20 protein-coding genes and 1 pseudogene are annotated in these 12,662 nt (G+C 29.0%); 2 read left to right on the plus strand and 19 right to left on the minus strand.

The features are described from left to right. Positions 1-7: 7 nt before the first annotated feature. The 17 genes and pseudogenes from rplF to rpsJ form a co-directional block, all read right to left on the minus strand. On the minus strand, positions 8-547 hold the full coding sequence (rplF, locus tag ACLFP3_RS02875) for a 50S ribosomal protein L6 (RefSeq protein ID WP_412031454.1): 540 nt from the start codon (positions 545-547) through the stop codon (positions 8-10). Between the two features lie 10 nt (positions 548-557). After that, positions 558-971 (minus strand): 30S ribosomal protein S8, encoded by a 414-nt coding sequence (rpsH, locus tag ACLFP3_RS02880; RefSeq protein WP_412031455.1) that lies wholly within the window; start codon positions 969-971, stop codon positions 558-560. Positions 972-973: 2 nt separating this feature from the next. After that, on the minus strand, positions 974-1,159 hold the full coding sequence (locus ACLFP3_RS02885) for a type Z 30S ribosomal protein S14 (protein ID WP_116171590.1): 186 nt from the start codon (positions 1,157-1,159) through the stop codon (positions 974-976). 19 nt (positions 1,160-1,178) lie between these two features. Next, positions 1,179-1,739 (minus strand): 50S ribosomal protein L5, encoded by a 561-nt coding sequence (rplE, locus tag ACLFP3_RS02890; RefSeq protein WP_412031456.1) that lies wholly within the window; start codon positions 1,737-1,739, stop codon positions 1,179-1,181. A 12-nt stretch (positions 1,740-1,751) separates the two neighbouring features. After that, positions 1,752-2,093: a 50S ribosomal protein L24 gene (rplX, locus tag ACLFP3_RS02895; protein WP_412031457.1), complete on the minus strand. Its 342-nt coding sequence runs from the start codon at positions 2,091-2,093 to the stop codon at positions 1,752-1,754. Further along, a complete protein-coding gene (rplN, locus tag ACLFP3_RS02900; protein WP_412031860.1) occupies positions 2,093-2,461 on the minus strand; it encodes a 50S ribosomal protein L14 in 369 nt (122 codons plus the stop codon). Before rplN ends, rplX begins: the two co-directional genes overlap by 1 nt. Further along, positions 2,454-2,735 carry a 30S ribosomal protein S17 gene (gene rpsQ / locus ACLFP3_RS02905; protein WP_412031458.1) on the minus strand — a complete coding sequence of 94 codons (282 nt, stop codon included), beginning with the start codon at positions 2,733-2,735 and terminating at the stop codon, positions 2,454-2,456. Before rpsQ ends, rplN begins: the two co-directional genes overlap by 8 nt. Beyond that, positions 2,735-2,983: a 50S ribosomal protein L29 gene (rpmC, locus tag ACLFP3_RS02910; protein WP_412031459.1), complete on the minus strand. Its 249-nt coding sequence runs from the start codon at positions 2,981-2,983 to the stop codon at positions 2,735-2,737. The genes rpsQ and rpmC overlap by 1 nt, the downstream gene beginning before the upstream one ends. A 1-nt stretch (position 2,984) precedes the next feature. Next, positions 2,985-3,449 (minus strand): 50S ribosomal protein L16, encoded by a 465-nt coding sequence (rplP, locus tag ACLFP3_RS02915; RefSeq protein ID WP_412031460.1) that lies wholly within the window; start codon positions 3,447-3,449, stop codon positions 2,985-2,987. Beyond that, positions 3,427-4,167 (minus strand): 30S ribosomal protein S3, encoded by a 741-nt coding sequence (gene rpsC, locus ACLFP3_RS02920; protein WP_412031461.1) that lies wholly within the window; start codon positions 4,165-4,167, stop codon positions 3,427-3,429. Before rpsC ends, rplP begins: the two co-directional genes overlap by 23 nt. Before the next feature lie 245 nt (positions 4,168-4,412). Further along, positions 4,413-4,790, minus strand: a pseudogene (rplV, locus tag ACLFP3_RS02925) (50S ribosomal protein L22); the annotation flags it as partial. A 1-nt stretch (position 4,791) separates the two neighbouring features. Further along, positions 4,792-5,067, minus strand: coding sequence for a 30S ribosomal protein S19 (rpsS, locus tag ACLFP3_RS02930; RefSeq protein ID WP_412031462.1), 276 nt, complete (start codon positions 5,065-5,067; stop codon positions 4,792-4,794). After that, on the minus strand, positions 5,067-5,912 hold the full coding sequence (gene rplB / locus ACLFP3_RS02935) for a 50S ribosomal protein L2 (RefSeq protein ID WP_412031463.1): 846 nt from the start codon (positions 5,910-5,912) through the stop codon (positions 5,067-5,069). Before rplB ends, rpsS begins: the two co-directional genes overlap by 1 nt. A 91-nt stretch (positions 5,913-6,003) precedes the next feature. Then, positions 6,004-6,537, minus strand: a complete 534-nt coding sequence (rplW, locus tag ACLFP3_RS02940; RefSeq protein ID WP_412031464.1) for a 50S ribosomal protein L23 — start codon at positions 6,535-6,537, stop codon at positions 6,004-6,006. After that, entirely contained in the window at positions 6,537-7,292 is a 756-nt protein-coding gene (rplD, locus tag ACLFP3_RS02945) for a 50S ribosomal protein L4 (protein ID WP_412031465.1), read from the minus strand. Before rplD ends, rplW begins: the two co-directional genes overlap by 1 nt. After that, a complete protein-coding gene (gene rplC / locus ACLFP3_RS02950; RefSeq protein ID WP_412031466.1) occupies positions 7,292-8,089 on the minus strand; it encodes a 50S ribosomal protein L3 in 798 nt (265 codons plus the stop codon). The genes rplD and rplC overlap by 1 nt, the downstream gene beginning before the upstream one ends. Before the next feature lie 56 nt (positions 8,090-8,145). Then, entirely contained in the window at positions 8,146-8,457 is a 312-nt protein-coding gene (rpsJ, locus tag ACLFP3_RS02955) for a 30S ribosomal protein S10 (protein WP_412031467.1), read from the minus strand. A gap of 284 nt (positions 8,458-8,741) precedes the next feature. Between rpsJ and ACLFP3_RS02960 the strand changes: the two genes are divergently transcribed. Further along, a complete protein-coding gene (locus ACLFP3_RS02960; protein WP_412031468.1) occupies positions 8,742-11,123 on the plus strand; it encodes a phosphoketolase family protein in 2,382 nt (793 codons plus the stop codon). A gap of 63 nt (positions 11,124-11,186) precedes the next feature. Then, positions 11,187-11,402, plus strand: a complete 216-nt coding sequence (gene rpmE / locus ACLFP3_RS02965) for a 50S ribosomal protein L31 (RefSeq protein WP_412031469.1) — start codon at positions 11,187-11,189, stop codon at positions 11,400-11,402. Positions 11,403-11,435: 33 nt separating this feature from the next. Here rpmE and ACLFP3_RS02970 read toward each other — a convergent pair whose 3' ends face one another. Both ACLFP3_RS02970 and ACLFP3_RS02975 read right to left on the minus strand, forming a co-directional pair. Continuing rightward, complete coding sequence (locus ACLFP3_RS02970) at positions 11,436-11,687, minus strand: hypothetical protein (RefSeq protein ID WP_412031470.1); 252 nt, start codon at positions 11,685-11,687, stop codon at positions 11,436-11,438. Between the two features lie 75 nt (positions 11,688-11,762). Continuing rightward, a complete protein-coding gene (locus ACLFP3_RS02975) occupies positions 11,763-12,587 on the minus strand; it encodes a Cof-type HAD-IIB family hydrolase (protein ID WP_412031471.1) in 825 nt (274 codons plus the stop codon). Positions 12,588-12,662: the final 75 nt, after the last annotated feature.

Below are 12,662 nucleotides of genomic sequence, written 5' to 3' on the forward strand. Positions count from 1 at the left end.
TAAACTACTATTTAGAAGCAGTTTTTCCTTCCTTACGACGAATAATTTCATCTTTATACATAATTCCCTTACCTGAATATGGGCTTGGGCGTCTAACATCTCTTAAATTAGCAGCAAATTCACCAACAGCTTGCTTATCAATTCCTGAAATAATAATATTTGTTGGTTTTGGAAGTTCTAATTTTAAATTGCTTGGAACTTCTAATAGTACAGGATGTGAATATCCTGCTATAATTTCAATTTCTTTTCCTTTAAGGGTTGCTTTATAACCAACACCTTTAATTTCAATTTCTTTTTTGTAACCTTCTGAAACACCAATTAGCATATTTTTAATATTAGCATTTGTTGTACCGTGCAACTGTTTTGTAGATTTTTCTTCATTAGTTCTTAAGGTTTTAATTTCATTATTTTCAACTACAACTTTAATCAAAGGAGAAAATGTATATTCCAAAGTACCTAGTTTTCCTTTTATTAATATATGATTTTGATTTATATTAACCTCAACTCCATTAGGAATAAGTAAAATTCTATTTCCAATTCTAGACATAATTATAGTTTTATCAAACGAAAGCGATTACTTCGCCACCAACGTTTGCCTTTCTTGCCTCTTTATCAGTTAATAAACCTTTTGATGTTGAGATAATTGCAGTACCAAAACCGCTTAAAACTCTAGGTAATTTTTCACTAGGTGAATATACTTTTAATCCTGGTTTTGAAATTTTCTTAATTCCTGAAATAGCAGATTGGTTTTGATTTAATCCTTTATATTTAAGAGTGATCTTAATTTCTTTAAATGATTTCTTTTCTTCTTTTATAACTTCATAAGAGGTTATATAGCCTTCATTTTTAAATATATCAAGGATTTTTTCTTTTTTAAGAGAATGAGGAACAATTACCTCATGATATTTACGAGCAATTGCATTTTTCATTCTAACAAACATATCTGCAATAGGATCAATAATAATTGCCATAATTATCAACTCGCTTTCTTAACACCAGGAATTTTGCCTTCATGTGCTAATTCTCTGAAACAAATTCTACAAATTTTATATTTTCTTAAAACTGCATGAACTCTGCCACATATTTGGCATCTAGTATATTTTCTAACTTTGAATTTTGGTTCACGTTCAGCTTTAACCATTAATGATTTTCTTGCCATACTATACTAATTCCTTTCATTATGATGCCTTAGCAAATGGCATTCCTAAATGTTTTAATAATGCTAATGCTTCTTTATTTGATTTTGCAGTGGTTACAATAATAACATCCATACCTTTTAATTTACGAATCTTATCAAAATTGATTTCTGGGAAAATAATTTCTTCTTTTATACCAAGAGCATAATTCCCTCTACCATCAAAACTTTTGGTACTTACACCATTAAAATCACGAACACGTGGTAATGCTACATTGATTAACTTAGTTAAAAATGATCACATTCTTTCACGTCTTAAAGTAACTTTGCCACCCATTGGCATACCTTCACGTAATTTTCATGATGCTAATGATTTTTTAGCGGTTGTTTGATATGGCTTTTGACCAGTAATTTGAGTTAATTCAGCCATAACTTCCTCGATAGCTTTTGAGTTTGAAACTTCGTTTCCAGCAGTCATATTGATAACAATTTTTGATAGTCTAGGAACTTGCATAATTGAAGAATAATTAAATTCTTTAATTAAAGTTGGACGAATATCTTTTAAATACTTTTGTTCAAGTGCTAATTTTTGTTCTTTTGCCATTTTGCTATCTCCTTACGCTGTGACTACTTTATTTACTTTTTTCATAACTCTTTGTTTTTTGTTTGTTTTGCTATCAATTTTTCAACCAATTTTTGTTCCTATTGATTTTTGTCCTTGTGCACCTTTTTTAAGTAAATATGCAACATTAGAAATATGAATAGGAAATTCTTTCTTTTCAATTCTACCTTCTTGGTTTTCTTGAGAAGGTTTGTGGTGTTTTGTTTTCATATTAACACCTTTAAGAGTAACAGTTTGATTTTTAGTATCAGTGGCAAGAACAGCAGCAAATTTTCCTTTGTCTTTACCAGAAACTACTAATACTAAATCATTCTTTTTGATTTTTGCTTGAGCCATTACAATACCTCCGGAGCAAGTGAAATTATTTTTAGATAACCTTTGTCACGAAGTTCACGTGCAACTGGACCAAAGACACGAGTTCCTCTTAATGAACCGTCTTCTTTAATTAAAACTACGGCATTATCATCAAACTTAATATGTGAACCGTTAGTTCTAGCTATTCCTCTTTTTGTTCTTACAATAACAGCTCTAACAACTTGACCTTCTTTAACAAAACCGTTAGGTATTGCTTTTTTTACTGTCACAAGAACTACATCACCAATATTAGTACTTCTAACAATAGAACCACCCAAGTTTTTAATAATCATAACTTCTTTTGCGCCTGAATTGTCGGCAACATTACATCTTGAAAATTCACTAAGCATTTTCATTACCTCCGACAGCATGCGATCTTATTTCAACTAATCTAAAATGTTTAGTTTTTGAAAGAGGACGAGTTTCTTGAATTCTAACAACATCTCCAATTTTTGCTTGATTTGTTTCATCATGTACAGCAAATTTCTTCGATTTTTTGAAACGTTTAGCATATAAAGGGTGTTTTTCATAAGTTTCAACTAGAACAGTAATAGTTTTATTGTTTTTTGTACTAATAACTGTACCAACTAATGATTTACGATGGTTTTCTCTAATTTCAGCCATTATTTATCTCCTTTATTTGTTTCTTCTTTTTTGTTATTACTCATTTTTGGTGATTTTTGTTCAAGTTTTTTAACATTGATAGCAGTAAGAGTTCTTGCAATATCTTTTTTAATTAAATCAATTTTATGAACTTGATCAAGTTGACGGGTAGCATTTTTAAATCGTAATGAGAAAAGTTCTGCTTTATATTCTAAAAGTAAATCTTGTAATTCTTTTAATGATTTTTCTTTTAATTCTGAATATTGCATATTACATTTCCTCCTTTACTAACATTGATTCTTTAGGTTCATTATTTTGGATAGTTTCATTTTTAGAAATAACTTTTCAAGTAACCGGTAATTTATGTCCGCCTAATCTTAAAGCTTCTTTCATTACATCCAAACTATTTCCTGTAACTTCAAACATTACAGTTCCTTCTTTTACAACAGCAAATCATTGGTCAGGGCTACCTTTACCAGAACCCATACGAACACCAATAGGTTTGTTAGTTTTTGACATGTGAGGGAAAATATTAATAAATACTTTACCTTCACGGCCCATGTGTCTAGTAATAGCAATACGGGCTGCTTCAATTTGTCTTGCACTTATTCAAGCAGATGAAGTTGATTTTAAACCAAATTCACCAAATCTTACTGTGTTATTTCTATGAGCTTTGGTTTTATCGTGGCGAATACGAAACATTTTTCTATGTTTAGTTCTTTTGGGTTGAAGCATGTCTTTCACCACCTTTTCTTACTCTTTTTTCTTTAATTTCTGCTTGAAAAGATTTTTCAACATCATTTTTTTGATCGTCACTTAATATTTCACCTAAAGATACTCAAACTTTAACACCTAAAATACCATATGTTGTTTTTTCTTTTGCGATTGCAAAATCTACATTTTGTCTTAAAGTGTGAAGTTTCATTTCTCCTTCAGTGTAACCTTCAGTTCTAGCCATATCAACACCATTTAAACGTCCTGATACAGCTGTTTTTATACCTTTGGCACCAGCTTTCATTGCACTTCTTATAGCAAATTTTTGTGCTAGTCTAAAGCTTCCACGATTTTCTAGTTTTTCAGCAATTCCTTCTGCTAAAAGTCTAGCATTTAAATCTGGTTTTTTAAGCTCTATTACTTCAATAGTAATATTTGCTTTTTTGTTTTTAAGAGTTTTTTGTAAAGTTGTTGTTATATTTTTAATATTTTCGCCACCGTTTCCTAACATAGCTGCAGGTTTAGCAGTGAAAACATTTATAATAACATGATTATTTTGATCTCTTTTAATTTGAACATTACCAATTTGATATTGACGTACTTTTTTGTCAAAGAAATCATAAATTTTTTGATCTTCTAATAGTAAAGTAGCAAATTTGTCTTTATCAGAATATCAAGTAGTATTAAGTTTTTTGGTAATTCCATAACGAAATCCATTTGGATTAACTTTTTGACCCATTATTTGCCTCCTTTACTTGAATTATTTTCTTTAGCAGTAGGTTTTTTAGCTACTGAAGATTTAGGTTTAGAAGTGGTAGAAGTTGATTTTGTTTCCTTCTTAGTTTCATTATTGTTTGTTGCTTTTTTGTTATTTGTAGAAACTGTTTTTTTAGGTTCAGAAGTTTTTGCAATTTTCTTTTCTACTTCTTTATCCATAGGTTTTGCAATTTCTTTATTTTTATCATCATTAGCATTTTTAATCATTTTTTCAACTTCTTCATGTGAAGCTATTTCTGATAATTTAATATAGAAATTACTTGTTCGTTTAAGAATTGGGAAAGCTCTACCTTGAGAATGAGGTTGAAATCTTTTCATGGTAGGTCCATCTCCAACAAGAATTTCAGAAACATATAATTTTTGAGCATCAAGTCCAGCATTATTAGTTGCATTAGCAATAGCTGAATTTAGTAATTTAAGAATAATAGAAGAAGCTTTTTTATTTGTTGATTTAAGAATAAGTAATGCTTGAGTAACTGAACGGTAACGAATTAAATCTGCAACCAATCTAGCTTTTCTTGGACTAATTCTTTGCATTTTAACTGACGCAGTCACTGTTTTTGAAAGTAAATCATGTAAAGCCATATTATTTCTTTCCTTTATCTGCACCATGTCCAGAAAAGTTTCTAGTAGGAGCAAATTCACCTAATTTGTGACCAACCATATCATTAGTAATGAAAACATCAACAAATGCTTTTCCTTGATGAACTTGGAATGTTAATCCAACAAAATCAGGATAAATGGTTGAACGTCTTGATCATGTTTTAATAGGACGTTTTGGTGCTTTTCCTTCAACAATCGCCATTACTTTTTTCATAACATGTTCATCAACAAAAGGAGCTTTTTTTAGTGAACGAGCCATTATTTAGTTTCCTTTCTTCTTCTAATAATAAATTGATTTGATGCTTTTTTAGTTCTTCTTGTTTTAACTCCAAGAGCTTTTTTACCTCAAGGTGTCATTGGGCTTTTTCTACCAATAGGTTGTTTACCTTCACCACCACCATGTGGGTGATCATTAGGGTTCATTGCACTACCTCTAACAGTTGGACGAATTCCCATTAATCTAGTTCTACCGGCTTTTCCAATATTTACTAATGAGTGTTCTTCGTTTCCTACTTCTCCAATAGTTGCACGACATGAACCTAAAACTTTTCTAACTTCACCAGATTTTAGTCTTAGGATAACATATCTTCCTGATTCATCCTTACCTAATATTTGAGCAGAACTTCCCGCTGAACGAGCAATTATTCCACCTTGTTTTGGTTGTAATTCTATATTATGAACAAATGTACCTTCAGGGATATTTTTTAATGGTAATGAGTTACCAATTTGAATATCGGTTTGTTCTCCTGAAATAATTTGTTGTCCAATTTTAATGCCTTTAGGGCTAATAATATATCTTTTTTCACCATCTTTATAGACAACTAATGAAATATTAGCAGATCTATTTGGGTCATATTCAATGGTTTTAACAATAGCAAAAATATTATCTTTATCTCTTTTAAAATCAACGATACGATAAAATCTCTTTAATCTACCACCATGATGACGGATTGTGATTTTCCCTTGATTATTTCTTCCTGATGTAGTTGGAAGAGCAACTAATAATGATTTTTCTGGTTTGTGACCTGATAAATTAGTTTTGTAATCAAGAGATGACATATTACGACGGCCATTAGTATAAGCTTTAAATTTTCTTATTGCCATAGTAATTTTTCTCCTATCTTAAAAATATTTTTTCTTTTAAGAATTATTTTTATTTTTTTAAATTAATTTTATATTTATGCAAAATTAATCATTATTTTGTTTCTTCTTTTTTAGTTGAAGTAACTTTTTTTGTTGATTGTTTTTTTGTAGCAACTTTTGTTAATGAATCAGATTTCATTTCATCATTTTTAGGTGTTGCTTTTTCAGTTTTTTGTTCTTTTTCTTGTGCTGCTTTTTGAATTTTAGCTGCAGCCTTTAATTCAGCTTCAGTAGGTTCTTTTACTTCTTTTGCTTTAGCCTCTTTAGCAAGTGCCTTAGCTTCTTTTTCTGCTTCTTTAGCTTCATCAGCAAAAAGAATAATTTTAGATTCTTTAGTTAAATAAACAAGCGCTTTTTTAACAGCATTTTTAAAACCTTGAAATCTTCCTAATTTAGTAGGTTTTTTATCATAGTTAACAATGTTTACTTTTAAAACTTTGACATCAAAGATAAATTCAACAGCTTTTCTAATTTCAATTTTATTGCAACGTTTGTCAACAGCAAAAGTATAAATATTTTGGGCTGATCTTGCAACTTCTGACTTTTCAGTAAGTATTGGATATTTAATAACTTCATTTACGTTCATTATTTAACCATCCCTTCTAATATTTTTATGTCATCTTTGCTAATAATCAAAACATCAGCAGCTATTAACGATTCTATTGACAAACTTGTTATTTTTGTAACGCTAACATTAGGTAAATTTCTTGCTGATAAAAATACATTTTCATCATTTGAAACTAATAAAACATTGTTTAATAAAGCTAAGTTATCTTTATTTAATTCAACCAATAATTTTTTAGTTGAAGGTTTTTCAAGTTTATATTCTTTAACTAAAATAGATTTAGCATTTGCTAATAAAGTTAATGCTGATAATAAAGCATTTTTTCTAGCTTTTTTATTTATTTTTAAATTATAGTTTCGTGCAGTTGTTGGGCCGAATGCTCTACCACCACCAACAAAGATTGGGCTACGCATTGATCCAGCTCTAGCATTACCAGTTCCTTTTTGTCTTCAAGGTTTTTTTCCGGTACCGCTAACTTCACCACGAGTTAAAACTTTATGGTTAGCAAAACGTCTAGAAGCTCTTTCTGATAAAATCGCATCAAAAATTGCTTGATTATATATTTTTTCTATTCCAAATACAGACTTAGGTAAGGTTATATCAAAAGAAACATTTACTTTGGTTTCATTATGTTTAACTTTTGGTAAGTTTTCTTTTGACATTACTTTAGAAGTTGAAGTTTTAGTATTTTTTGAAGTTGTAGATGAATTTTTAGTTAGCTTAGAAGTTGAAGTAGATTTTTTAGTGCTTACTTTTTTATTATCATTTTCAGACATTATTTATCTCCTTCAGCTTTTTTAATTGCTTCATTTACAATGTTTTTCATTTCTTTTAATGACATTTCCATATTAATTTCAACATTGTATTTTTTAGCTTGTTCAAATAATTCATTTTTTGCAAGAGCTTCTTTTAAGTTTAACAATTCAATTGCTTGTTTCTTAATTGAAGTTTTAATTGCACTTTTAATAACAACAAAAGCACCTTTTGCTCCTGGAATACTACCTTTGATAATTAACATATTATTTTCGGCATCTTCTTTAATAACTTCTAAGTTTTGAATAGTAACTTGTTCTGTACCTAAGTGACCAGGCATTGTCATACCTTTTCAAACTCTATTTCCAGAAATATCTCCAATAGATCCTGTTTGTCTAATTGGTTGTGAACCACCACCACCACCATGTGATTTAGGTCCTATGTGTTGGTTATGTCTTTTTATAGTACCGGCAAAGCCTTTACCTTTTGATATAGCTGTAACGTCTACTATTTCTCCTGCTTCAAATAATGAGGCATCAATAGTATCACCTAAGTTATATCCAGACATTTTACGGATTTCCTTAACGAAGCGCTTAGGTGTTGTATTAGCTAGTTTGAAACGATTAATTTCAGGTTTTTTAATTTGAGATTTTTTCTTGTCTTCTAAAGCTAATTGGGTTGCAACATACCCATCTTTTTCAGAGGTTAAAACTTTAGTAACAACATTTGGTTTAACTTCAACTATTGTAACCGGAATTAAATCCCCGTTAGAAGTAAATAGTTGTGTCATTCCAACTTTTCTTCCTAAGATTCCTTTCATAATTTCCTTTCTTGAATGTTTAAATGAGAATTTCCCATTAAAAAAACAAAATTCTGTTATTGCTTAGTAACAGACTTAATGCTAATTTGAACTCCAGCAGGAAGTTCTAATCTTTTTGCTTTATCAGCCAAAGTTTCGCTCACGTTGTTTAAGATAATTAAACGTTTATGAGTTCTACTTTCAAATTGTTCACGACTTTTCTTATTAACATGAACACTTCTTAAAATTGTGATAATTTCTTTACGAGTTGGTAAAGGAATTGGACCACTAATTTCTGCTTTTTCAGATTTTGCTAATGTAACAATTTTTTTAGCAGAATCTTCAATTAAATAAGCGTCAAAAGATTTTAATTTAATTTCTAATTTCATTTATTTGTTCTCCTTGTTCATTTTCTTGAACTAATTCCACACAAGTTATCAATATCCGAGATGAACAACTAAGCTCGGCATATCGTAACCTCATGCTTCAAAATTGTAGTTGCATTGAAATTTTATAACAAAAAGTCTTTTTATAAATAAAAAAAATATTTTTTCTAAAATATGAAAATGAACGAACATGAAAATCAAAATTATTTTGTTTTGTCTTTTATTTACAAAATAAAATTAAGGTAAAATAAATATACAACTTTTTTGGAACAGTTTTAAGGAGAAAAATGAAAAATAATAATTTTGAAAGTAAAGAATACTTGATGTTAATGGATAAATGATTTAGAGCAGCTAACTATATTAGTGTAGGACAAATTTATTTAAGAAATAATCCTCTTCTAGAAAGTAAATTAACTAAGGATGATATAAAAATTTATCCAATTGGTCATTGAGGAACAATTCCAGGGCAAAATTTTATTTATACACATTTGAATCGTGTTATCAATAAATATGATTTGGAAATGTTTTATATTGAAGGACCTGGACACGGTGGACAAGTTATGATATCAAATTCATACTTAGATGGTTCATATACTGAAATCTATCCTAATATAACCCAAGATAAAGAAGGACTAAAACTTTTATTTAAGCGTTTTTCTTTTCCTGGAGGAACTGCAAGTCATGCAGCACCTGAAACTCCTGGTTCAATTCATGAGGGTGGTGAATTAGGATATTCGCTAAGTCATGCAACAGGTTTTATATTAGATAATCCTAATATAATAGCAGCAACAGTAATTGGTGATGGCGAGGCTGAAACAGGGCCTTTATGTGCTGGATGATTTTCAAATGTTTTTATAAATCCCGTTAATGATGGGGCGGTTTTACCAATTTTACATTTGAATGGAGCAAAAATTTCTAATCCTACTATCTTGAGTAGAAAAACCAATCAAGAACTAAAAGACTATTTTTTAGGAATGGGTTGAGAAGCAATATTTGTCGAAGGCAATGAGCCAATGAAAATGCACCAATTAATGGCAAAAAAATTAGATGAGGCGATTGAAAAAATTAAAAAAATTCAATTTGAAGCCAGAAAAAAAAGTGCTGATGAAGCCATTAGACCAATTTGACCTATGTTAATTTTAAGAACGCCAAAAGGTTGAACAGGGCCTACAAGTTGAAATGGTGAAGTAGTTGAAGGTAGTTTTAGATCACATCAAGTTCCCTTACCAGTTAGTGCATTAAACTTAAATCACATTAATGAATTAGAAAAATGACTAAAATCATATAAGCCTGAAGAACTATTCGATAAAAATGGTAAATTGATTCCTGAAATAAAAAAACTTGCGCCTAAAGGTTTAAAAAGAATGGCAATGCACCCTATTACAAACGGGGGAATAAACCCTAAAAAATTAATATTACCTAATTGAGAAAAGTATGCTTTATCATTTAAAAAGCCTGGAGAAATTAAAGCTCAAGATATGATTGAATTTGGAAAGTATGTTGCAGAAATCATAACTTTAAATAAGAATAATTTTAGAATTTTTGGACCCGATGAAACAAAATCAAATCGTTTAAATGCTGTATTTAATGTTACTAAAAGACAATGATTAGAACCTATTTCTAAAATTTATGATGAATGAATGTCACCTGAAGGTAGAGTAATTGATTCTCAATTAAGTGAACATCAAGCTGAAGGATTTTTAGAAGGTTATGTAATAACAGGGAGACATGGTTTTTTTGCAAGTTATGAAGCATTTTTAAGAGTAATTGATTCAATGATTACTCAACATATGAAATGAATGAAAAAATCACTTGAACTTAAATGAAGAAATGATTTTCCATCTTTAAATGTCATTGCTACATCAACTGCATTTCAACAAGATCATAATGGTTATACTCATCAAGATCCTGGTATTCTAGGACACTTAGCTGATAAAAGAGTAGAACTAATTAGAGAATATTTGCCCGCAGATACAAATACATTATTAGCGACAATGGAAAAATCATTTAATGATAGAAATGTTATTAATTTAATAGTAACTTCAAAACAACCAAGAGATCAATTTTATTCAATAGATGAAGCAAAAGAAATGATTAAAAATGGTTATAAAATAATTGATTGAGCTTCAAATGTAAATAATAATGAAGAACCCGATATTGTTTTTGTTGCTTCTGGAGTTGAACCAAATTTAGAAACACTTGCTGCTATATCGATTTTGCAAAAAGAAATGCCTAAATTAAAAATTAGATTTGTTTATGTATTAGATCTTTTAAAATTGAGACATCCAAAAAGAGATCCTCGTGGTATTGAAGATGAAGAATTTAATAGAGTGTTTACTAAAAGCAAACCAATTATCTTTGCTTTCCATGGTTATGAAAGTTTGATAAGAGACATTTTTTACGATCGTGAAAATCGTAATTTAATCATTCATGGGTATCGAGAAAATGGCGATATTACAACTAGCTTTGATATTAGATTGTTAAGCGAAATGGATAGATTTCATATTGTAAAAGATGCAAGCATTGCAATCACAAATAATAAAAATAATCAATTAACTAAAAAAATGGATGAAAAAATTTTATATCATACCAATTATATTCGTGAGTATGGCTATGACATGCCTGAAGTTTTAGAATGAAAATGAGAAAACATTAACACTAAAAAATAAATACATTTTTTTTTATGGTAAAATGTTGCTATAAATTAATAGAAACTGCATAAAGGAGCACAGATGAAAAAAGATATTCATCCAAATTACAAACAAATTAAAACAGTATGCACCTCTTGCAATACTGAACATGTTTTTGGATCAACAGCAGAAAAAGTTAATTTAGATGTTTGCTCTAATTGTCATGCATTTTACACTGGAGATCGTTCAACAGTTAAAGCACGTGGCCGTGTTGAAAGATTTAACAAAATATTAGAAAAATCTAAAAAAACTAACTAAAAAATCAAGTTTCTAGCTTGATTTTTTATTTTTTTAAATACAATAATGTGAACCATTCATTAGCATTGGTCTACTTTCTGAATTATCTCATTTAACTCCCAATCCTCCTTTGGTTTTAATTTCTCCTTTATTGGCACTTGCCATTTTTGCTACTCCAATAATCGACCCTATTGCACTTATGCCCATTGGCAAATAAGTAAAAATTGCTGCTAAAACTGGCCCAATAGCAAAGCCACCTTCATATTTTTGCATTTCATCTTCACTTAAAATGCGAAAATTACCCATTCTCACCTCCTTTAATTTGATTTTAAATAGATGAAAATAAGAAATTAAGAAAAATGAGAAAAAAATAGGAATTATTTAAAGAATTTTATTGTTTTGCAATTCTAGTATTTTATTGTAAATAGCATCACTATTGCAATCACCATCAAGTATTTCTGAGACAATTTTTTTAACTTCAGTTGTTGCATTTTGCATGGCAAAACTATATTTTGCTTTTTCTAACATTGGAATGTCGTTATTAGAATCGCCAAAAGAAATTAAATTTTCATTAGTAATATTTAAAATATTAAGTATTTTTTCAATGCCAGTATATTTAGAAATATGAGGTCCATTTAAATCTCAAAACACTCTTGAAGTAATTCTTTTTGAAAGATCAGGAAATAAATTATCATATTTTTTAGCAATATTTTTAATATTTTCTTCTGTTTGGCGTAAAGCAATTTGCAAAATAATTTCTTGTTTAGAAGTTATATCATTAATAGCTTCAGAAAAACTATAATGTTTTGATAAAGAGAAATATTTTTTATCTTCAGCAGTTAAAAAATTTTCATTTTTACAATACTCCATAATGGCGTAAAAATTTAAATTAGTAGAAATCGAAAATAGTGCAAATTCCTTTTTAGCAATTTCGTTTGCCATTTCTGTTTCTTTTATTGATAAAGAATAAGGAATGAAAACTTCATTAGTTATTAAATTGTAAATATCTGCGCCATTATTTAAAACGGCAAAATCAGGTTTAAAATACTTGTAAAATATTTCTGTGTTTTTATATCCCCTGCCAGTAACAAATGCAATTTTATGACCTTGTTTTTGCAATTCTAATAATTTCTCAATAATTTTTTTGCTTAATGTTTGATTAGATTTTAATAAAGTGCCATCCAAATCAAAAGTAATTAATTTCATAATGTATTTCATTATATATTAGTTTTTTTATAAATAAAAAATAACTACTACCAATTTTTTACAGTAATAGTTATT

The sequence above is a fragment of the Metamycoplasma buccale genome (assembly GCF_046774455.1).
Taxonomy (GTDB): domain Bacteria; phylum Bacillota_I; class Bacilli_A; order Mycoplasmatales; family Metamycoplasmataceae; genus Metamycoplasma; species Metamycoplasma buccale.